The organism is Dehalococcoidia bacterium, from assembly GCA_040902535.1.
Taxonomy (GTDB): Bacteria; Chloroflexota; Dehalococcoidia; order DSTF01; family JACRBR01; genus JBBDXD01.
Genome location: JBBDXD010000019.1, coordinates 158076 through 179367 on the forward strand (window position 1 = coordinate 158076; position 21292 = coordinate 179367).

General features: G+C 65.8%; 20 protein-coding genes. 7 read left to right on the top strand and 13 right to left on the bottom strand.

The annotated features are described in order from the left end of the window. Positions 1 to 50: 50 nt before the first annotated feature. On the bottom strand, positions 51 to 269 hold the full coding sequence (locus WEB52_10405; protein MEX2226846.1) for a cold shock domain-containing protein: 219 nt from the start codon (positions 267 to 269) through the stop codon (positions 51 to 53). A gap of 271 nt (positions 270 to 540) precedes the next feature. Here WEB52_10405 and oxc point away from each other — a divergent pair, with 271 nt between their 5' ends. Beyond that, a complete protein-coding gene (gene oxc / locus WEB52_10410) occupies positions 541 to 2196 on the top strand; it encodes an oxalyl-CoA decarboxylase (protein MEX2226847.1) in 1656 nt (551 codons plus the stop codon). On the opposite strand, the gene WEB52_10415 is transcribed toward oxc, so the two are convergent. Then, the gene (locus WEB52_10415) at positions 2186 to 3436 is read right to left on the bottom strand and encodes an alpha/beta fold hydrolase (protein MEX2226848.1); all 1251 of its coding nucleotides are present in this window, start codon (positions 3434 to 3436) and stop codon (positions 2186 to 2188) included. The two genes, oxc and WEB52_10415, sit on opposite strands and share 11 nt — an antisense overlap. Positions 3437 to 3581: 145 nt before the next feature. On the opposite strand from WEB52_10415, the gene WEB52_10420 reads away from it, so the two are divergent. Next, positions 3582 to 4463, top strand: coding sequence for an alpha/beta hydrolase (locus WEB52_10420; protein ID MEX2226849.1), 882 nt, complete (start codon positions 3582 to 3584; stop codon positions 4461 to 4463). Here WEB52_10420 and WEB52_10425 read toward each other — a convergent pair. Further along, positions 4444 to 6561 (bottom strand): serine/threonine-protein kinase, encoded by a 2118-nt coding sequence (locus WEB52_10425; protein MEX2226850.1) that lies wholly within the window; start codon positions 6559 to 6561, stop codon positions 4444 to 4446. The genes WEB52_10420 and WEB52_10425 overlap by 20 nt on opposite strands. Positions 6562 to 6729: 168 nt before the next feature. Beyond that, on the bottom strand, positions 6730 to 8058 hold the full coding sequence (locus tag WEB52_10430) for a glutamine synthetase family protein (protein MEX2226851.1): 1329 nt from the start codon (positions 8056 to 8058) through the stop codon (positions 6730 to 6732). A 231-nt stretch (positions 8059 to 8289) separates the two neighbouring features. Here WEB52_10430 and WEB52_10435 point away from each other — a divergent pair, with 231 nt between their 5' ends. The 5 genes from WEB52_10435 (at position 8290) to WEB52_10455 (ending at position 11427) form a co-directional block, all read left to right on the top strand. Beyond that, positions 8290 to 8754 carry a helix-turn-helix domain-containing protein gene (locus WEB52_10435; protein MEX2226852.1) on the top strand — a complete coding sequence of 155 codons (465 nt, stop codon included), beginning with the start codon at positions 8290 to 8292 and terminating at the stop codon, positions 8752 to 8754. A 142-nt stretch (positions 8755 to 8896) separates the two neighbouring features. Further along, the gene (locus tag WEB52_10440) at positions 8897 to 9106 is read left to right on the top strand and encodes a hypothetical protein (protein ID MEX2226853.1); all 210 of its coding nucleotides are present in this window, start codon (positions 8897 to 8899) and stop codon (positions 9104 to 9106) included. Between the two features lie 224 nt (positions 9107 to 9330). Beyond that, positions 9331 to 10005 carry a dienelactone hydrolase family protein gene (locus WEB52_10445; protein ID MEX2226854.1) on the top strand — a complete coding sequence of 225 codons (675 nt, stop codon included), beginning with the start codon at positions 9331 to 9333 and terminating at the stop codon, positions 10003 to 10005. Between the two features lies 1 nt (position 10006). Further along, the gene (locus tag WEB52_10450; protein MEX2226855.1) at positions 10007 to 10462 is read left to right on the top strand and encodes a GNAT family N-acetyltransferase; all 456 of its coding nucleotides are present in this window, start codon (positions 10007 to 10009) and stop codon (positions 10460 to 10462) included. Continuing rightward, a complete protein-coding gene (locus WEB52_10455) occupies positions 10459 to 11427 on the top strand; it encodes a zinc-binding dehydrogenase (GenBank protein ID MEX2226856.1) in 969 nt (322 codons plus the stop codon). The genes WEB52_10450 and WEB52_10455 overlap by 4 nt, the downstream gene beginning before the upstream one ends. A 50-nt stretch (positions 11428 to 11477) precedes the next feature. Here WEB52_10455 and WEB52_10460 read toward each other — a convergent pair whose 3' ends face one another. The 9 genes from WEB52_10460 to WEB52_10500 form a co-directional block, all read right to left on the bottom strand. Beyond that, positions 11478 to 12452 carry a hypothetical protein gene (locus WEB52_10460; GenBank protein ID MEX2226857.1) on the bottom strand — a complete coding sequence of 325 codons (975 nt, stop codon included), beginning with the start codon at positions 12450 to 12452 and terminating at the stop codon, positions 11478 to 11480. Positions 12453 to 12755: 303 nt separating this feature from the next. Beyond that, positions 12756 to 14240, bottom strand: a complete 1485-nt coding sequence (locus WEB52_10465) for an NADH-quinone oxidoreductase subunit N (protein MEX2226858.1) — start codon at positions 14238 to 14240, stop codon at positions 12756 to 12758. A 23-nt stretch (positions 14241 to 14263) separates the two neighbouring features. Beyond that, on the bottom strand, positions 14264 to 15763 hold the full coding sequence (locus WEB52_10470; GenBank protein MEX2226859.1) for an NADH-quinone oxidoreductase subunit M: 1500 nt from the start codon (positions 15761 to 15763) through the stop codon (positions 14264 to 14266). Further along, a complete protein-coding gene (gene nuoL, locus WEB52_10475) occupies positions 15764 to 17731 on the bottom strand; it encodes an NADH-quinone oxidoreductase subunit L (GenBank protein ID MEX2226860.1) in 1968 nt (655 codons plus the stop codon). Positions 17732 to 17746: 15 nt separating this feature from the next. Then, complete coding sequence (locus tag WEB52_10480) at positions 17747 to 17938, bottom strand: hypothetical protein (GenBank protein ID MEX2226861.1); 192 nt, start codon at positions 17936 to 17938, stop codon at positions 17747 to 17749. Positions 17939 to 18057: 119 nt separating this feature from the next. Further along, complete coding sequence (nuoK, locus tag WEB52_10485) at positions 18058 to 18381, bottom strand: NADH-quinone oxidoreductase subunit NuoK (protein MEX2226862.1); 324 nt, start codon at positions 18379 to 18381, stop codon at positions 18058 to 18060. A gap of 4 nt (positions 18382 to 18385) precedes the next feature. Further along, positions 18386 to 18895, bottom strand: coding sequence for an NADH-quinone oxidoreductase subunit J (locus tag WEB52_10490; protein ID MEX2226863.1), 510 nt, complete (start codon positions 18893 to 18895; stop codon positions 18386 to 18388). Then, entirely contained in the window at positions 18892 to 20181 is a 1290-nt protein-coding gene (gene nuoH / locus WEB52_10495; protein ID MEX2226864.1) for an NADH-quinone oxidoreductase subunit NuoH, read from the bottom strand. Before nuoH ends, WEB52_10490 begins: the two co-directional genes overlap by 4 nt. After that, positions 20178 to 21284: an NADH-quinone oxidoreductase subunit D gene (locus WEB52_10500; protein MEX2226865.1), complete on the bottom strand. Its 1107-nt coding sequence runs from the start codon at positions 21282 to 21284 to the stop codon at positions 20178 to 20180. The genes nuoH and WEB52_10500 overlap by 4 nt, the downstream gene beginning before the upstream one ends. Between the last annotated feature and the right edge of the window lie 8 nt (positions 21285 to 21292).

Below are 21292 nucleotides of genomic sequence, written 5' to 3' on the forward strand. Positions count from 1 at the left end.
TTGAACGAGACTTCGCTCGCGCCGCGCGGTCCTGTGGTGCGCGGTTTGAATTAGCCGGCGAGGCGGACGTTAACGGCGCGGCTGCGGCGGCTGTCGCGCGGATCCGGTTCGGTGTCGAACTCGACGTTCTGGCCTTCGCTCAGGTCATCGAAGACGGCGCCGGCCTGCATCGCTGAGCCGTGGAAGAAGATGTCCTCCGAAGCTCCTTCCGGCCGGATGAAGCCGAAGCCGCGGTCTCGCACCAGTCTCTTGATCTGTCCGCCTGCCATGGAAACTCTCCTTGCGTCGTCGACGACGACCTGCACCCACAACCGGCCGTATGCGCCGGCCCCTCGTCTCGGTACGTCTGTCGGAGCAGTTGGAAGCTTCAGCGGCAGGCGACGTCGCGATGAGGATTATGCAGGAACGGTAGCAACCGTCCGCGAACGTACGCAAATGAGCGTCCCGGAGGAGCGTCGTGGCATAGCGGCGCCGGCAGGTTCCGCGTATTGCTGCGCCCGCCTACAATGCGCCCTGATTCGCATCGAGGAGGAAGCGGCCATGGCAGAGGTCGACGGCGCGACGCTCATCGCGCGCAGCCTGAAGCAGCACGGCGTGCAGTACATGTTCGGGATCGTCGGCGTGCCCGTCGTGCCGATCGCGTTCGCCGCGCAGCGCGAGGGCATCACGTACATCGGCATGCGGCACGAGCAGTCGGCGTCGTACGCCGCGCAGGCCGTCGGTTACCTGACGGGGCGGCCGGGGGCGTGCCTCGTCGTATCGGGCCCGGGCATGACGAACGCGATCTCGGGCATCGCCAACGCGTGGTCAAACCGCTGGCCGATGATCCTGCTCGGCGGCGCGTCGGACATTTCGCAGCACGGCATGGGCGCGTTCCAGGAAGCGCCGCAAGTCGAAGCGGCGCGCATCTGGTGCAAGTACTCAGCCGCTATCGACCGTGTCGACAAGATCCCGTACTTCATCGAGCAGGCAGTGCGCACGTCGATCTATGGGCGGCCGGGGCCCGTCTACCTCGACCTGCCCGGCGACATCATCGGCGGCATGATCGACGAGGAGCGGGCGCCGCAGCGGCCGCCGCTGGCGGATCCGCCGCGGACCTTCGCCGATCCGGCGTCGGTCGATGCCGCTGTGGCGGCGCTGAAGAGCGCCGAGCGGCCGCTGGTGATCGTCGGCAAGGGCGCCGCGTACGCGCGCGCCGAAGATGAAGTGCGTGCGTTCATCGAGTCGACGCAGTTGCCGTTCCTGGCATCGCCGATGGGCAAGGGCGTGATGCCGGACGACCATCCGCTGTCCGTCGGCGCCGCGCGGTCGCACGCGCTGCAGAACGCCGATCTGGTGTTCCTGATGGGCGCGCGGCTGAACTGGATCATGCACTTCGGGTTGCCGCCGCGCTTCAACCCCGACGTGCGCGTCGTGCAGATGGACATCGCACCCGAGGAGATCGGCACGAACGTGCCGGCGGAAGTGGCGCTGGTGGGCGATGCGAAAGCGATCACGGGGCAGATCAACGCGGTGCTGCGCGATGCGCCGTGGCAGTTCGGCGCCGAGAACACGTGGCGCACCGGCATCGCGAAGAAGGTCGAAGAGAACCAGGCGCAGACCGCGCCCCTGTTCGAGGACGACTCCGTGCCGATGAACTACTACCGCGTGCTGCGCGAGATCCGCGACATGCTGCCGAGAGACGCGATCATCGCCAGCGAAGGCGCCAACACGATGGACATCGGCCGGACCGTGCTGCCGAACTTCCTGCCGCGGCATCGCCTCGACGCGGGCACGTTTGGCACGATGGGCGTCGGGCTTTCGTTCGCGATCGCCGCGCAGGCGGTACACCCGGGCAAGCGCGTCGTGGCGGTCGAGGGCGACTCGGCGTTCGGGTTCAGCGGCATGGAGGTGGAGGTGGCGTGCCGGTACAACATGCCGATCACGTTCATCATTCTCAATAACAACGGCATCAGCGGCGGCCCCAGCACGATCGACCCGAACCGGCCGGTGCTGCCCGTCGCGTACGTGCCGCAAGCGCGGTACGAGCGGGTGATCGAGGCGTTCGGCGGCGAAGGCTACTTCGTCGAGACGCCGGAGCAACTGCGGCCGGCGCTGGAGCAGGCGTTCGCGAGCGGCAGGCCGAACGTCGTGAACATCATGATCAGCGCGCAGGCGGGTCGCAAGCCGCAGCAGTTCGGCTGGCTCACGCGGTAGTCGCCAGGAACCGCCGCACCTCTGCCTGGAAGACGCCCCACGCGGGTTCCTCCTCAAGGAGGATGTGGTTCGCCGACTCGAGCGGCACGAAGCGGGCACCGGGGATGATCGACGCGATCTTGCGGCCCTCCTCGAACGGCGCGCGCGTTTCATTGCGCGCGTGGAGGACCAGCGTGGGTGCTGTTACACGCGGCAGCAGGTCGTCGACGTCGATGCGTGAGAACTCCTCCATGAAACGCACGGCGTTCTCCGGCGACGTCGAGATGCGACACAGATCGTTGAACCAGCGGACCTGTTCGCCGCTAGCACCCGGGATGAAAAACGACGCAAAGATCTGGCGATAGGCCGGATTGTCGCGCCCCCAGCCTTCGCGTGTGAGCGTGAGGAGCGCCTGGCGTTCGTCCAGTTCCTCACGTGATCGTGCGCTCGCGTTCCAGCCGCGGGAGTACGCCCCGCAGAGGACGAGATGGCTCACGCGCTCGGGGTGCCGCACCGCGTACGTGATCGCTACGGCCGCCCCCTGCGAGATCCCGAGCAGCGCGAAGCGCTCGACGCCCGCCGCGTCGACGACCGCTTCCAGATCGCGCACCCACGCATCGATGGTGAAATCGGGCACATCCCAGTCAGACAAGCCGCAGCCGCGTTCGTCGTAGCGAACGAGCGTGTGCCCACGCGACAACTCTTGCATCCAATGGCGCCACACGGGGCTGTTCCAGTCGAAGTCGAGGTGACTGAGCCAGTTCGCCGCCTTGACCAGCGGTGGCCCCTCGCCCGATCGCGCATAGGCGATGCGCACGCCATCGGCGGCACGGCAAAACTCGATCCGCTGGGTCAACTGTGCGTCATGCGCGCCAGCGATGACGTCGGGTGACGCATCCGGGCGAGCGCCCGCGACCGAGACTTCGACATCGGCGATCCAACGATAACCACGGCGAGGCAGCGTGCGGATCACCCGTTGTTCCTCGCCGTTGTCGCCGACGGCTCGACGCGCGGACATGAGTCGCGTGTTCAGCGCTCCGTCGGAGATGTAGCGATCGGGCCAGATCTGCCCGATCAGTTCGTCCTTCGTCACGACGCGCTCGTGATTCTCGACGAGATAGACGAGCAGGTCGAACACCTGCGGTTCAACCGGCACGCGCTCGCCGGAACGTCGAAGCTCATACAGCCCGGTATCGAGCGTGCAATCGCCGAATATGTAGATCGTCGCGTTGGCCGCCATGTCAGATACCGCGCGCCTCACGGAGACCTCGCGCCACCTTCGGCGCGGTCTGTCCGCAGGCAACATCCACAGATTATCTACGGAATCGTGACGGAACCTTCAAGCCAGCCGAGAGCCTCCGGAATACCGTCCTCCATATCGTAGCGATCATTTGTGGAGGAACGTCATGAACACGCACACAGTCACGGGCGGGAACCAACTGAAGCTCCACGTTGAGGAAGCTGGGCCTGCCGACGCTCCATCGATCCTCTTCATCCACGGATTTTCGCAGTGCGGCCTCGCGTGGCGCCGCCAAATCGACTCCGAACTGGCCAGCCGGTTTCGGCTCGTCGCCATGGACCTTCGGGGCCACGGCCAGTCGGAGAAGCCTGCCGACGCGTATGGCGATGCACGCCTGTGGGCGGAGGACGTCCACGCCGTGATCGGGGCGCTCGATCTGAAGCAACCCGTGCTCGTCGGCTGGTCGTATGGAGGTTTTGTGATCTGCGACTACCTGCGCTACTACGGCGATCACGACGTCAGCGGCATCAACTTCATCGGTGCGGCTACGAAGATCTCGCAGGAGACGGCACCAGCCATCCTTGGAAGCGACTTCTTGTCGCTGCTGCCGGGCTTTTTCTCGCACGACACCGATGAGACGATCGCAACGCTCGTGACGTTTGCAGGGATCTGCACGCATCGTCAATTGGACCGTGGCGAGTTCTACCTGACGCTGGGATTCAGCGCTCTCGTGCCGCCCGCCGTGCGCCTGGGCCTGCTCTCGCGGACGATCGACAACGACGATCTGCTGCCAAAGCTGCGCGTGCCGGTGGTCATCAGCCACGGCGAACGCGACCGCATTGTGCATGCGCAAGTCGCGCGCGATCACGCGGCGCTCATCCCGAACGCAGAGCTGTCGATGTACGCGGACGCCGGGCACGCAGTCTTCCTGGATGATGCAGGCCGATTCAACCGGGAGCTTGCGCGCTTCGTTGATGCATCGTCGGGCGTCGGCGCGGGATTGCCTACTCGCGGTGCGGGCGCCCATTCTACTGCGGCTGATATGTGATCCTGACGCGGGCGAGGAGGCCGGCCGGGTTGTCCTCGTACCGGCAGTTGCCGCATGCGTTGCCGTTCGCGGCCCAGAGCTTGATGCAATTCTCGCCGCTCTCCAGCAGCGCACCGATGTTCACGCTTGTGACGTTGTTCGAGCCGGTCACCCACTGGATCCAGTTGTCGTTGACGTAGACATTCGCGCCGTGGTCGGCGGCGAGTTCGAGGACGCCCGTGGCCGGCGCGCCTGCGATATCGAAGCAGCGCGCGAAGTAGAACTGGTCGTCGTCGTTCCACGAATCTTTCGTGATGCCGGGCACCCACATCCACTGCGCATTCGGTATCGTGGCACGCCAGATGTTGCCGCCGGCGTCCCATGATGTCGCGCTGCCGGGACAGTTCGCGGGCACCATGTCGGGCTCCCGTCGCAGGCAGACGACGCGCGCGCTGCCGATGTCGTCATCGAGGCCGCTGTCCCAGTACACCGTCCATCCCCCCGGCGATGTCATCGCAATGGTCTGGAGCGGCGGTACGGGCGTCGGCAGGATGGGCGTCGAGGTGCGCGTGGCGGTCGGCGGCGGGCCGGAACCGCCTGTACTGCCGCCACCCCCGCCCCCGGAAGGACGCGGCGTCGCAGACGGTACCGCGATGGTCGCGGAGGGTGGAGCGGGGCTCGGCAGCGGCGCCGGCCCGTGCGGCTCGGCGGGCACCGGCGTTGGTTGCGCCGGAGGCGGCGCGGAAGGTTGCGGCGGAAGGCTGACTTGCCTTCGCGCAGCGGCCGCGGTCGTCGGGCTTGGCGGCGGCGCCACGGCAGCGCCCGCGACGACGCCTTCGTCAGCGGCTTCGGTGGGTGGCGGCGCTGCCGTGGATGTTGCCGTGGCGGCGCGCGGGGTGCGCGTCACCTGGTCCACCGTCACGCCGACGGGTGTCTCATCGCCGGAACCGTCGCCCGCGGCGGCGGTTGTAGCATCGCCATCGTCGCTGTCCCTCATCGCGTTGACGGTGAGGAAGCCTGCGGCGGCGATCGCGACGACCGCCGCGGTGCCGGCGAGCGCGAGCTTCGCGCTCCGGGGAGGCGACCATCGAATGGATGAGACACGACGGGCACCTGCCGTGACCGCACGGCGACCCTGGCCGCCCGTCGCGACGGCAAGCGCGGCGAACGCACCGGCGGCGCCGATGACCCCGTCAGAGAGACCTCTCGCCGCCCGGCGGCTTGCCCTGACAACAGGCTTGAGGACGCGGTCGGGACGCAGGCGTGCCGCGGCGACACCGAGAATAGCGGCGCCGGACGACCTCGACGCGCGCTTGAGCCGTCGATCCGGCACGCTCGCCGTATCGAGCTGGCCGACGAGGTGCAGCGCCTCGATCAGGTCGTCCGGATCGTGATACCGCTGGTCCGGTGATTCTTGCAGCAGACGCAGCACGACCGCCGCGAGCCTGGGCGATGCTCGGCGCAAGAGTCCGACATCGAGCGACCTGCGCGGCGCAGCGGCATCGAACGGCAGGCCGCCGGTCAACATCTCGAACATGTTCACGCCGAGCGAATACATGTCCGACGGGACGTAGACCGGCCGCTCGTGTACCTCGGGCGCGGCGTAGTCCGGCGCCGGGACGAACGCGATGCGCGTCGAGGCCATGACGTCCTGCGTGGCCGCGATGCCAAAGTCGGAGACGCCGACTTTCGCGCCCTCGCCGAGCAAGATGTTCTCCGGCGTCAGGTTGCGGTGCACGACGCGCTGCGCTTCGGCCGCATTCAACGCATGGGCGACTGACAGCGCGATGCGGTACGTCTCGGCTTCCGACAGGCGACCTTCGCGCTGGAGACGCGAACGCAGGCTCTCGCCTTCGACGAGTTCGGAGGCGATATAGCGTTCGCCGCCGGCCTCCCCGGCTTCGATCACGCGCGCGATGTTGGGGTGATAGAGCTGACTGCCGACACGGGCGGCGGTCTCGAGCCGGGCGATCACATCGTCGTGACGGGCGACTTCCGGGCGGATCACCTTGAGCGCGACCGAGGCGCCGGTGCGCGTGTCGCGGGCGCGGTAGACACTGCCGGTGGCGCCGGCGCCGAGCCATTCCTGCAGCTCGTAATGGGCGATGGATTGCGGCACGATACACCCTTCGTGACCGCGGGGCGTGACCTACCATAATGCGCTGTCAAGCGAACTTCAATGCCCGTGCGCACGCAGATCGGGCATCCAGCGGGATGCGAAGCAAGCGAATTTCCGCATCTTGACTTTTCGGCCGGGCGATCGAGACCGATTTTTCGCCCGGCGGCGCTACAGCACGGCCAGGTACCGGTCCATCTCGAAGTCGCTGACGTGGCGCCGGTAGTCGTTCCACTCGATGGTCTTGTTCTTGATCAAGCTCTCGAACACGTGGTCGCCGAGCGCCCGGCGCATCAAGTCGCTGGCGGCGAACGCCTCGATCGCTTCCTTGAGGCTGCCGGGCAGCAGTTCGATGCCGCGTTCGCGTCGCTGGTCGTCCGTGAGCTCGAAGACGTTCTCCTCCGTCGGCGCCTGCAGCGGATACTCGCGTTCGATGCCCTCCAGCCCGGCGGCCAGCATCGCCGCGAACGCGAGGTACGGGTTGCACGCCGGATCGGGCGCGCGATACTCGATGCGCGTCGAGACTTCCTTACCCGGCTTGGACTCCGGCACGCGGACAAGGTCCGACCTGTTGCGCCGCGCCCATGTGACGTAGACGGGCGCTTCGTATCCGGGTACCAGGCGTTTGTAGCTGTTAATCCACTGGTTGGTGACCAGCGTGAACTCCGACGCATGGCGCAGCAGCCCCGCGGTGTACGCCTTCGCGATCGGCGAGAGATGGTACTCGTCGTCGCCGTTGAAGAAGGCGTTGCGGTCGCCCCGGAACAGCGATTGGTGCGTGTGCATGCCGGAGCCGTTCTCGTCGATCAGCGGCTTCGGCATGAACGTCGCATAGACGCCGTTCGCCAGCGCAACTTCCTTCACGACGAGCCTGTAGGTCATCGCGTTGTCGGCCATCGTCAGCGCGTCGGTGTAACGCAAGTCGATCTCGTGCTGGCTCGGCGCCACTTCGTGGTGGCTGTACTCGACGCCGATGCCCATGTCTTCGAGCGTCAGCACGGTCTGCCTGCGCAGGTCGCTGGCGACGTCGAGCGGCGTCAGGTCGAAATATCCGCCCTTGTCGAGCCCTTCCGGCTTGTCCGCCGACCGGAAGTAGAAGAACTCCAGCTCCGGCCCGACGTAGAAGGTGAAGCCGAGGTCGTTGGCGCGCTTGAGTTGCCGCTTCAGCACGTAGCGGGGGTCGCCCTCGAACGGGTCGCCGTCGGGGTGGAGGATGTCGCAGAACATGCGCGCGACGCCACGCTCGCGGGGGCGCCAGGGCAGCGTCTGGAACGTCGCCGGGTCTGGCATGGCGATCATGTCCGACTCGTCGACGCGGGCGAAACCTTCGATGCTCGAGCCGTCGAAGCCCTGGCCCTCATCCATCGCCTGCTCAAGCTCTTCGACCGTGATCGCGAAGCTCTTGAGCGACCCCAGGATGTCCGTGAACCAGAGCCGGATGAACTTGACGTCCTGCTCGCGGCACGACTGCAGCACGTACGCCTTCTGGTCGTCGAGCATGATGGCCTTCCGTCTCGCTGCGATAACTGGCGCCATTGTATCGACGCGACTCCTGCCAACCGGCAGGAAATAGCGCTCCGGCTGCCGCTCGTAACCTGAACTTAACCGCGTCTTCCACCGTGACCTTCGCGGACGTCTGCCGGCCGGTGTCGCCGTCGCCACGAGGTTTCGCTGACGCCGGGCGACCTAACTTGCTATTATGTAGTACCTGTACGCCGAGGGAGGATACGCATGACGAAGGAATACGGGCTTCCCTGCCCTGTCGCCCGCACACTCGAGATCGTCGGTGACCGCTGGACGCTGCTGATCGTCCGCGACCTGCTCGCGACGGGCACGCGCAAATACGCCGAGCTTTCGGAGTCGCTTAAGGGGATCGCGCCGAATATCCTGGCGGACCGCCTGAAGACGCTGGAAGAGCACGGCATCGTCGAGCGCGAGTTCTACTCCGAGCACCCGCCGCGCGCGCACTACAAGCTGACGAAGAAGGGCGGCGAGTTGAACATGGTCATGCTGGCGCTCCTCCAGTGGGGCAACCGGCACCTCTACGATGGCGTATCCATCGTGCACGAGGCGTGCAGCCACGACGTGACGCTCACCGTCATGTGCGAGCACTGCGGCGAACGTGTGCGGCCCCGCGAGATGCATCGCAAGTTCAAGCGCCGCGAAGCCGCGATCGCCGCCGGCGCGAGCATATAGGTCGGAGGGCGCCCCGCCGAGTGGCGGACTGGGCGCGCGTCTCTCCTCGATCCAGCTACTTGACTTTTGCTAGTGACTTACTACAGAATTGCTAGTGACGCGCGACCTGCGCCACGCCGCTAGCGAGGAGTCACCAGCTGCCATGGACACCGACTTCGCCCTCCGCGCCATTACCGCCAGCCGGGAAGCCGAAGCGAAGCGCCTGCTGCGAGCACGCGCCGCCCGCGAGGACGCCGCCGTCCTGGGACCGCCGCGCGGGCGGTTCCCGTCGGTGCTCCGCACGGTACTTGGCTCGCCGAAACAGAAGGCCGTCGACGGCATCCAGGGAAAGCACGCCAACCCCACGGTCTAGCTGCATTCTCGCGTCGCTCCGTGCATTCCACCTGCGCAAACGATGTCGCGCTGTCGAATGGCATGTTGGCCGCGCTTCCGTCCTGCACACCTGCCGCACGCACCCTGGGCATCCCGCATCCCGCTTCCAGCATCCCGCGTCCAACAACGGCACTTCCCCCTGCCCCGCCGACGTGCTTTGATCGATCGCGCCACCATTGACGATGGGCACGGAGGAGTTCGAGCATGGCCGGACAGATGGCATCGTTTCCGAGCAACGGTCACACCGGCGAGGGCCATCTCGCCATGCCGGCATCGGGAAGCGGCCCGGGCGTGGTTGTCATCCAGGAGTGGTGGGGGCTCGTGCCGCACATCAAGGACGTCGCCGACCGGCTGGCGGACGCGGGGTACGTGGCGCTGGCGCCGGACCTGTACCACGGCAAGACGACGACCGAGCCGGACGAAGCCGGCAAGCTGATGATGTCGATGAAGATGGACGAAGCCGCGCAGGACATGTCCGGCGCCTTCGACTATCTGAAGGGTCACGACGCGACGACGGGGAAGATCGGCAGCGTTGGCTTCTGCCTGGGCGGCGGTCTCTCGCTGTATCTCGCGACGCTGCGCCCGGTCGACGCGTGCGTCATCTACTACGGCGCGCTGCCCGGCGTGCAGCCGGACCTCAATAATATCGCGGGATCCGTGCTCGGGCACTACGCGGAGAACGACGGCTGGGCATCGCCGGAGGCGGCGGCGGCGTTGAAGAAGCAGATCAGCGACGCGGGCAAGCAGGTCGAGTTCTACCAGTACGCGAATACGGGCCACGGTTTCTTCAACGACGACCGTCCGGAGGCACACAACGCCGAAGCAGCAAAGCTGTCGTGGCAGCGGACGCTCGACTTCTACAAGAAGCACCTCTCCTGAGGTGGCATTTGAGCGCACACGCGAGCCGTATCGCATCAGCACCGACCCGGAGCTGCTCGACCTGGACGTCATCCATGGTTTTCTCAAGGGGGCGTACTGGTCGCCGGGCGTGCCCCGCCAGGTCATCGAGCGCGCGATCGAGGGATCGCTGAACTTCGGCCTGTACAGGGGCGATGAGCAGATCGGATTTGCGCGCGTGTGCACGGACCGCGCGACATTCGCCTACCTGATGGACGTGTTCGTGCTGCCCGAGCATCGTGGCAACAAGCTGTCGGTGTGGCTCATGGAGACCGTGATGGCGCATCCTGACCTACAGGACCTGCGCATCTTCCGGCTCGCGACGCGTGACGCGCACAGCCTCTACGAGAAGGTGGGGTTCAGCCGCATCGCCAACCCGGACGCCATGATGGAGATCACGAGGCCAGACATGTACTTGACGATGGAGCAACAGCCATGAAAGCAGCGGTCTATTACGAAGCCGGCAAGCCCGACGTCTTTCGATACGAAGACGTGGCCGATCCGCAACTGCATCCAAAGGGCATCTTATTCGACGTCCAGGCGATCGGCATCGAGGGCGGGGACGTCCTCAACCGTGCGGGCGGCGAGCTGGTGCAGCGGCCGCACATCGTCGGCTACAACTGCGCCGGCGTCGTGCGGGAGGTGGGCGCGGAGGTCACGGACCGCAAGCCCGGCGACCGCGTCATGGCGCTGATGGCCAACGGTTCGCACGCGGCGATGGCGTCGGTGCCCGCGACCTCGACGTGGCTCGTCCCCGAGGGCGTCACGCTGGAACAGGCGGCGTGCGTGCCGGTGGCGTTCGGGACGGCGCATGACTGCGTACACGAGTTCGGGCGTGTGAAGCAGGGCGAGACCGTGCTGATCCAGGCGGGCACGTCGGGCGTGGGCATCGCCTGCGTGCAGATCGCCAGCCGTGCGGGCGCGACGGTCATCGCGACGTCGTCGTCGGATGAGAAGCTGGAGCGGCTGCGCGAGTACGGCATGAGCCACGGCGTGAACTACGCGGACGGCGACTTCGTCCCGAAGGTGCGCCAGATCACGGGCGGCAAGGGTTGCGACCTGATCGTCGATTCGGTGGGCGGCAAGACGCTCGAGGGCAGCATCCTCTGCGCGGCGTATCGCGGCCGCATCATCACGGTCGGCAACGTCAGCCGCGAAGGCAAAGCGATCGACGTCGGGCCGCTTTCCGGCGCCAACGCATCGCTCACGGGCGTGTTCTTCGGTCTCGAGACGGTGCTGGGCGCCGCACGGGTGGTGCCGATGATGGACGGCATCCTCAAGGCGATCGCCGACGGCGAGATGAAGGTGGCCACTGACCGGAAGTTCCCGCTCTCCGAGGCCGCCGACGCGCACGCGTACATCGAGAGCCGCGCCGCGTTCGGCCGCGTGCTGCTGATTCCGTAGGCATCGGGAACAACTGCAACGTACGAGAGGGAGGCGCGCCGCCCTCTTCTTCAGTTCGCGGACAGCTCGGCGAACACCGTGAACAGTTCGTCCTTGTTAACGGAGGAGAGGCGGATGTCATCGAACCACGCCTCGAACTTCGCACGGTCCCATGTTCCGCGCGAAGTCAACTCATCGAGGCGCTCCCAGGGCGGCGCCGGTATGCCCAGATCCATGAGGGCGCGATTGCGCTCGACGACCTGTTCGGCGGCGCCGTCCGCGAAGGCCCGTTCGACGCCATCGCTCCTGCGCCCGCAGGCGGCGCGCACGGCGTCCGGGTTGCCGAAGTAGTCGGTGACGGGTGCCGCCGCGAGCAGTTTCGCGCCCGTCAGCGGCCCGATGCCCGGGACGCCCATGATGTTGTCCGAGGGGTCGCCGATCAGCGCGCGGTAATCGAGGAAACGCTCGCGCGGGAAGACCACAGGGTCGCCCTTCGATGTGCGCGGCGCCGCCGCCTCGAAGAAATTCGACTCGTCGATGATGATGCGCTTTACGGGCGCATATACGGACAGCTTCGGGCCGATGAGCTGCAGGAAGTCGCGGTCCGTCGAGACGATGCGCGCCGTGCCTTCGGGGTGCGCGTGGACCATGCCCGCGATCAGGTCATCGGCCTCGGTGTTGTCGCCGCGCAAGACATCGACGGGCGCGTGGGCCATCGCCGCCGCGAAGTCATCGATCGCGGCGAGGATGGTCGGTTCGTTCTGGATGAACTTCGGGTCGCCCTCGCGGCCGGTCTGGTAGGGCGGGTACATCGCGCGGCGGCGGAGCGGGCGTCCCTTGTCGAAGCAGATCGCGACGCGCGTCAGTGTTTGTGACGCCTTGCTCTCCGGCGGCTCGCCGCGGCGGGCGATCGCGCCGAGCACCGCGCCCGTCACGCCGAGTTCGGCGACGCGCAGCTTGCGCTCGTCGTCCTCGGGCTTCATGGCGCGTTCGAGGCTGTAGTAGCCGGCCCAGGCCATGTTGTTGCCATCGATGAGGAGGAGCATCGCGGTGCATTCTGCGGGACGGCATCGGGAGGAGCCAGCGACACGATAGCGAGAGGCCGGCGCAGGCTATGCAGCCCCTCGCCGGCCTCCATCCCCGCCGGATCCCTCCAGGAGGTTTCACATGAAGCATCGGCGCCTAACGGAGCGCGTGAACGTAGGGGATCTTCCGCGATTTTTCGCGACTCGACGTTTCAGTTCCTCGGGAATCGTCAGGGCGGATGTTTCGCTGCGTAAGAATGACGATTCGTGCGTTACAAGGCGGAATGCTTCGGCTTCGCTCAGCATGACGGGTGCCGCGGCTGGTCAGGCGAAGACGTTGACCGCGCGCTGCGCTGCGTCGATGAGCGGCATGGGGTAGACGCCGAACGCGAAGACGCCGGCGGCGGCGACCAGCAACATGCCCTGCATGGCCGGCTCAATGCGCAACGCGGGCAGATCTTCAGCCTCACCGGCGTACATCTGCCGCACGACGCCCAGGTAGTAGAACGCCGACAGCACCGTATTCAGCACGGCGACCATCACGAGCCACACGAGGTCGGCCTGCACCGCCGCGTTGAAGATGTAGATCTTGGCGATGAAGCCGGCGGTCGGCGGCAGGCCGGTCAGCGACAGCAGGCAGAACGTCAGCACGATGGCGGCGATCGGCGCGCGGCGGCCCATGCCGGCGTAGTCTTCGATCTCGGCGCTGTTCGTGCGATGCTCGATCGCCATGACGGCGAAGAAGGCGCCCAGGTTCGTGAACGCATACGTCGCGAGGAAGAAGACGACGGCGCTGGCGCCGAGTTGGCTGTCGCCGTCGGTGGTGGCGGAGATCGCGGCCATTCCGACGAGGAAGTTCCCGGCCTGCGCGATGGAGCTGTACCCCAGCAGCCGGCGTACGTTCGTCTGGCGCAGCGCCATGACGTTGCCGACCGTCATCGACACGGCGGCGAGCACGGCGAACATCATCTTCCAGTCGTCGCCGACGAACGTGTCCGTCCCGAAGCCCTCGAAGAAGATGCGCAGGACGACTGCGAAGGCCGCCGCCTTGCTGCCGACCGAAAGAAACGCGGCGACGGGCGCCGGCGCGCCCTGGTAGACATCGGGCGCCCACATCTGAAACGGCACGATCACCATCTTGAAGCCGAAGCCGGCGGCGATGAACACCATGCTGACGATCAGCGCCGACTGCATACCGGAGTCGCCGCTCGCGATCGTCTCCGCGATGCTCGGACCGCCGTCGGTGGAGATGAGACGCGTCGTGCCGGCGAGACCGAAGAGAAACGCCATGCCGTACAAGACGACGGCGGACGACACGGCGCCGAGCAGCAAATACTTGATCGCCGCCTCGCTGCCCTTATCGTCGCGCAGTAAGCCGGCGAGGATGAACTGCGTGATCGACGTCAGTTCCAGCGCGACGAAGATCGTCACGAGGTCGCGGGCGCCGGCGAGCAGCATCATTCCGGAGGTGGCGACGAGGATCAGCGCGAAGAACTCGCTCTGGTGCTCGCCGAAGCGATCGCTGTAGTCGAGCGACGCGACCACGACGGCACCGGCGACGCCGATGAACAGGAACATGAAGAAGATGCTGAAGTTGTCGAGCGCCATCGAATCAGTGAAGTACGACGCCTCGCGCTCGCGGACGATGAGCGTGACGAGCCAGATCGCCGAAGCGGCCAGGCCGGCGAGCGCCAGTCCCGCCACCAACTTCACGCGTTCGCGGGGAAGGACCAGGCCGGCGATGATGATCAACGCGGCGGCGACCATCACGGCGAGTATGGGGCCCAGTCTGTCGAGATCTTCCAGCACGTCCGGTCGCTACTCCCCTCGCGCTACGCCAGCGCCGTCACGATGTTGATGATGCCGGTGTCGATCACGTCGGTCACGATCGCCGGGTACACGCCAATGCCGACAATCGACACGATGAGCGCCGCCATCGGGACGCGCTCCCACCACGTATCCGCATCGGGCAGCGATGCCCAGCGATCCGTCTTCGGTCCGTAGAAGAGACGTTGGATTGTCCACAAGATGTAGCCCGCGGACAGCAAGATGCCGATGACGGCGACGATCGTAGGGACGGTGTACTTGTCGAAGCTGCCCAGGAAGACGAGCAACTCGGCGACGAAGCCTGACATCGCCGGCAGGCCAAGCGCCGCGAGGCCGGCGGTGATCATCACGACGGCGGTCAGCGGCATGGTGTGGGCGAGCCCCGAAAGCTGATCTAGGTCGCGGGTGTGCGCCCGGTCGTAGATGATGCCGACCATCACGAACAGCAGGCCCGTGATCGTGCCATGCGTGACCATCTGCAGCGCGGCGCCGTTCATGCTGACGTGCCCGAGCGCTGCGATGCCGAGCAGCACGTAGCCCATGTGACTCACGCTCGAATACGCGATCAAGCGTTTAAGGTCCTTCTGGCGGAGCGTGCAAAACGCGCCGTAGATCACCGAGATGGCGGCGAACGTCGCCAGCCATACGCCGTAGTCGCGCGCCGCATCGGGCAGCAGCGAGACGTTGATGCGGAGGATGCCGTAGCCGCCCATCTTCAGCAGCACACCCGCCAGGATCACGGAAACCGCGGTCGGCGCATCGGTGTGGGCGTCGGGCAGCCACGTGTGGAACGGGAACATCGGCAGCTTCACCGCGAAGGCAATGAAGATAAAGCCGAAGATCACCCAGAGCGGCAGCAGCGTGTCGGTGATCTCGCTCTGCTGCAGTCGCACCATGTCGAAGGTGGGCGTCGGCTCGGCGCTGAAGCCCATCACCAGGAAGCCAACCAGCATGAACGCCGATCCGGCGATCGTGTACAGCAGGAACTTCATCGCGGAGTACTCTTTGCGGCCGGTACCCCAGATCGAGATCAGCATGTACATGGGCAGCAACTCGACTTCCCAGAACAGGAAGAACTGGATCAGGTCGAGCGACGTGAACACGCCGAGCACGCCCGTCTCGAGCGCGAGCAGCCAGATGAAGTACTCCTTGGTGCGGAGCTTGATGCCGAACGACACGAGCGTCGCGACGACGAAGAGGAACGTGGTGAGCACGACCATCGCCATGCCGAGGCCATCGACGCCCATGTGGAATTGCACGTCGAAGCCGGCCGTGGCGGCGTCTATCCATGTCGCCTGGGAATCGAACTGGAACTGGTCAGCGGACGGCGTGCCGGGGCTGCGGTCGAACGCACCGAGCAGCACGATCGATGCGACGAACGCCGTCATCGTCGCGATGAGGGCGAGCCACTTCGCCTGGTTCTCGCTCTCGCGCGGGACGGTGAGCATGACCACGCCGGCGGCGACGGCGGGGAAGAAGACGGCGAAGACGAGCAGTCCGTTCATCTATGCCTCGATCAGCACGAGCATCAGCACCGCCGCGACGATCAGTCCGGCGAAGCCGAGGCTTCCGTACGCCTGCACGGAGCCGGACTGCAGCCAGCGCAACCCGTCGCCGGCGCGGCGGGTGACATTCGCGCTGCCGTTGACGGCGCCATCGACGATGTTCGTGTCGAACCACTGCGTAACAGCGACGACGACGCCCATCAGTCCGTTGCGGACGACGACGTCTTCGTACAGCTCATCGACGTAGTACTTCTCGGCGACGACGGTGTGGGCGGGGCCGAAGACGCGTTGCAGTTCCTCGGAGCGGACGGTCTTCGCTTCGTACACCAGCCATGCGGACGCGATGCCGGCGAGCGCCAGCGCCGTCGAGCCGATCGCGATCGGCCAGCTGAACTCCGCATGGTGCAGCAGTTCTTCGGACTCCAGCGGCAACGCGCCTTCCAGCAGGTGGGCGATGTCCTGGTTGAACGGCGCGTTGAGCAGCCCGGCGAGCACCGCCGGCACCGCGAGAATCAGCAACGGCAGCGCCATCACCGACGGCGATTCGTGCGGTTCACCGCCGTGCGCATCGTGGGCGCCGTGCTCGGACGGTTCGCCGCCCTTGTACTCGCCGTGGAACGTCAGGAAGACAGCGCGGAACGTGTAGAACGCCGTCATGAACACGACGATCATCGCGACCCAGAAGAGCAACTGGTTGTCGTCCCACGCCGAGCCGAGGATCTCATCCTTCGACCAGAAGCCGGCGAGCGGAAACACGCCGGCGAGGCTCAGCGACCCGATCAGGAACGTGAAATACGTGATCGGCATGTAGTTCCGCAGGCCGCCCATCTTGCGCATGTCGAACGTGCCCGTCGCGTGGTTCACGGAGCCAGATCCGAGGAAGAGCAGCGCCTTGAAGAACGCGTGCGTGAACAGGTGGAAGATCGCCGCGACATAGCCGCCGACGCCGAGCGCGAGCATCATGTAGCCGAGCTGGCTGATCGTCGAGTAGGCGAGCACGCGCTTGATGTCGGTCATGACGATGCCCATCGACGCGGCGAAGATCGCCGTAAAGCCGCCGATGTAGGCGACGGTCGTCATCGCATCGTCGGACGCCTGGAACACTGGGAACATGCGCGCGACGAGATAGACGCCGGCGGCGACCATGGTGGCGGCGTGGATCAGGGCGGAGACGGGGGTCGGGCCCTCCATGGCATCGGGGAGCCAGTTGTGCAGCGGGAACTGCGCCGACTTGCCGGCCGCGCCCGCGAAGACGCCAAGCGCAAATAGCGTGATCACGGTGTCCGACAGTTCGCCGGAGAGCGCCATCTCCTGGATCACCGGGATGTTGAAGGTGTCCGCCTTCGTCCAGATCAGCAGGATGCCGAGGAGAAAGCCGATATCGCCGAGACGCGTCGTCAGGAACGCTTTCTTCGCGGCGTCCGCGGCGGACTTCTTGTGAAACCAGAAGCCGATCAGCAGATACGACCCGAGACCGACGAGTTCCCAGAAGACGTAGACCATGAGGATGCTGTCGAACATCACCAGGCCGAGCATGGCGGCGGTGAAGAGCGACATCCACGCGAAGTAGCGGGCGTAACCGCCGTCGCCTGCCATGTAGCCCTGCGAATAGATCTGCACGAGCAGCGATACGGCCGTCACGACGACGAGCATGATCGCGCTGAGGCCATCGATGTTCAGTGCGAGGTCGATGGTCAGCGACTGGCCGCCGGCGCGTTCGAGGACCGTGTTGTCGGTGCTGATCGTCAGCCACTCGTACGTGCCCAACGCCAGGCGGTGGCCGTCGTTGTCGATGACGCTGTCGAGCGTCCAGAGCGAGAACGCGAACGCCGTGCCGATCGCGGCGATCGTGACGTAGCCCGAAAGCTTCGGGTAGGGCTTCGTGATGAAGCCGATGGTCATCAGCGACGCTATCGGCAGCAGCAGGATCGCCCAGACGATGCCTTCGGGGATCGTGGGAAGCAGCACCTGTTTCCTAACCCCTCAAATCTTGCGCATGATCTCGGCCGCGACGTGCGTCTTGCTGTCGGGCACCCAGATCTCGCGCGGCTGCGACATCGGCGCGTCGCTGGCTATCGGCGGCACGATGCGATTCGATATGCCCTCCGCGTCGAAGAGTTCCTTCCACACCTCCGCGGCGTAGGCGTTCTTCACTTCCATGAACTTGGACCACATCTGTCAGACCTCCGGTCTTCTGGAGGCTGGAGGCTGGAGGCTGGAGGCTGGTTCGCCGTCGCCGCGACGTTCGCGTGAGACCGCGATTCGGCCTGCGACGCTTGCGGTGAGCATGAGGATCACCATCGCAGCACGTCGATCTCGTCGATGTTCACGGTCTCGCGGTGGCGGTAGACGGCGACGGCGAGCGCGAGCGCGACGGCGGCCTCCGCCGCGGCGATGGTTATGACGAACGTCGCGAACACCTGCCCATCGAGCGGGCGCGGCGACTCGATGAAGCGCGCGAACGCGAGTAGCGTGACGTTGACGGCGTTCAGCATCAACTCGACGCCCATCAGGATGCCGATGGCGTTGCGCTTCGACAGCGCGAGGTAAAGGCCGATCGAGAAGAGTGCGGCGCCGACGATCAGCACTTCCTCGAGGTGCAAGGTCAACGTGAGCATGATCTCAACCACGATCGTCCGTCTCCTGGCGCGAGAGGATGATCGCGCCGATCATCGCGGTCGCAAGCAGCACCGACGCGACCTCGAACGGGACGATGTAGGGCTTGAGGAACGCTTCCCCGAGCGATGCCGCTGTTGTCGCGAACGCCTCGCGGTCGGAGGTGCGCCACTCGGTATCGATCGCGACGAAACAGATCACGCCGAAGACCAGCAAGCCGAGGACGAGCGCCGGCGCCTGGAAGACCGTCGATGAATTGAGGCGGTCGGCGCCGGGCGTGAGCATGATGGCGAACGTCATCAGCACGCCGACGGCGCCGGCGTAGATCAGCACCTGCACGACGGCGACGAAGTCAGCCGAGAGCACGATGTAGATTCCCGCCACACCGACGAACGTCAGCGCCAGGAAGAGCACCGAGTGCACCAGATTGCGCACGGCGGCGACCATCAGCGCGCAGACGATCGTCGTGGCGGAGAGGCTCCAGAACGCGATGACGATGGCGTTGTCCTCGATCAAACGGGCGTCTCCCTGAGTTCGCTCGCGGCGGGAGCCGGAAGAGACGGCACGTCGATCGTCGTGTACATGCGCGGGCGGTCCGGGAAGCGCTGGAACTTCGGCGCCATGGTGCGCACCCAGCCGACGATCAGCAATCCTGCGAGCGCGCCGTTGATCGCGATGCTCGCCGGCAGGATGACCGCGGCGCTCCAGCCCGTCTCCTCCCAGATCATCACTTCCGTGGCGACCGCCAGGATGTTGATAATCGCCATGGGCGTCATCCACTTCCACGCGAACGCGAGGAGCTGGTCGATGCGGAAGCGTGGGAGCGTGCCGCGCGTCCAGACGAAGATGAAGTAGACGGCGTAGATCTTGCCGATGAGGATCATCCAGCCGGGCACGATCTGGTCGAGTTCGTACATCCACCACCCGCCCAGGAATACCGTAGCGATGATCGCGGAGACGGCGACGGCGTTGATCAGTTCGGCGGCGTAGTACAGCCCGAACTTCATGCCGGAGTACTCGACGTGGTAACCGCCGGCGATCTCGGACTCCGCTTCGGCGAGGTCCGCCGGCGTGCGGTTCAACTCCGCCGTTGACGACAGGAAGTAGATCAGGAAGGCGAGCGGCTGCAGCATGACCAGGAGCAGCCAGTTGTCCGCCTGGAACAGCACGATGCCCTGCAGGTTCATCGTCCCGGCGAACATGACGACGCCGAGCAGCGACAGGACGATCGGGATCTCGTACGTCACGAGCATCGCGATCACCCGCATCGAGCCGAAGAGCGCGTACTTGTTGTTCGAGCCGTAGCCGCCGATGAAGACGGCGAGCGCTGCCAGCGATGACATCGCGAACAGGTAGACGATGCCGACATCGAGGTCGGCGAGCACCATGTTGCGGCCCCACGGGATCACGGCGAACAGCGCGATGCCCGGCACGGTGAACGCGATCGGCGCAAGCGTAAAGACGAGGCCGTCGGCGACCTTCGGCTGCAACACTTCCTTTTGCATCAGCTTGATCGCATCGGCGACGGGTTGCAGCAGTCCGAACGGACCGAGGCGGTTGGGGCCGAGACGCGACTGCATGCGCCCGACGACCCTTCGCTCCACCCAGATATTGATGATCGCGACGCCGCCGATGAAGCTGATGATGCCCAGCGTCCCGACGACGCCGGAGATGACGTAGATGCCCCAGTCGGGCACGTTGAGGTCATCGCGCAGGAGGTCGTACACGGCGTCGGTGAGATTCGACAGGTCGCGGATATCCCACCAGCTGTCGGTGATCAGCGACAACAGCGTCAGCATCATCGGTCCACCTCACCGACATTGATGTCGATGCTGCCGAGCGTGACGATCGCATCGGCGATCGTCTGACCGACCGTCATCTCGCGCAAAACGCTCAGGTTGATCAGCGAAGGCGCGCGCACGTGCCAGCGATAGGGCGCTGAGCTGCCATCGCTGACGACGTAGAAGCCGAGTTCGCCCTTCGGAGATTCGACGCGCGAGTACGCCTCGCCGACCGGCGGCCGAATCGCGAGCGGCACTTCGTTCTTGTGGGGGCCACCCGGCAGATCATGCATGCACTGGCGGATGATGCGCAGGCTCTGCTTCATCTCTTCGATGCGGATCACCATGCGGTCGTACGAGTCGCCGTTGTAGCCGACCGGGATCTCGAAATTGAGGCGGTCGTAGACGCAATAGGGATCGGCCTTGCGGATGTCCCAGGCGATGCCGGCGCTGCGCAGCATGGGCCCGCTGAGCGCCGCGTTGATCGCCTGCGCGGGCGTCACGACGCCGACGTCGCGGGCGCGCATCTGGATGATCTCGTTGCCGACGATGAGCGACTCGAGCTCCTCGAAGCGCGCCGGCAGGTCGTCGTTGACGAGCCGGTCGACGGCGGGGAGGAACTCCTCCGGAATATCGAATGCGACGCCGCCGATGCGCATGTAGTTGGTGGTGATGCGGGCGCCGCACACCATTTCGAAGAGATCCAGGACCTTCTCGCGGTCGCGGAAGCACCACATGACGGGCGTCTGCCAGGCGCCGCAGTCGTTGATGAACGCGCCCGTTGCCATCTCGTGGCTCGCCACGCGCTGCAACTCGGCAAAGATCGTGCGCAGGTACTGGCCGCGCTCCGGCACCTCGATGCCGGAGAGCTTTTCGACGGAGAGGCAGTAGCCGAGATTGCCGGTCATCGCCGCCAGGTAGTCCATGCGGTCCGTGAACGGGATGTTCTGCGTGTAGGTGCGCTCTTCGGCGAGCTTCTCCATGCTGCGATGGAGGTAGCCGACCACCATCTTCACATCGACGATGCGCTCGCCATCGATCACGGCGACCATGCGGAAGACGCCATGCGTGCTGGGATGCTGCGGCCCGATGTTGACTTCGACGAGGTCGGACTTGATCGGCACGTCGTACC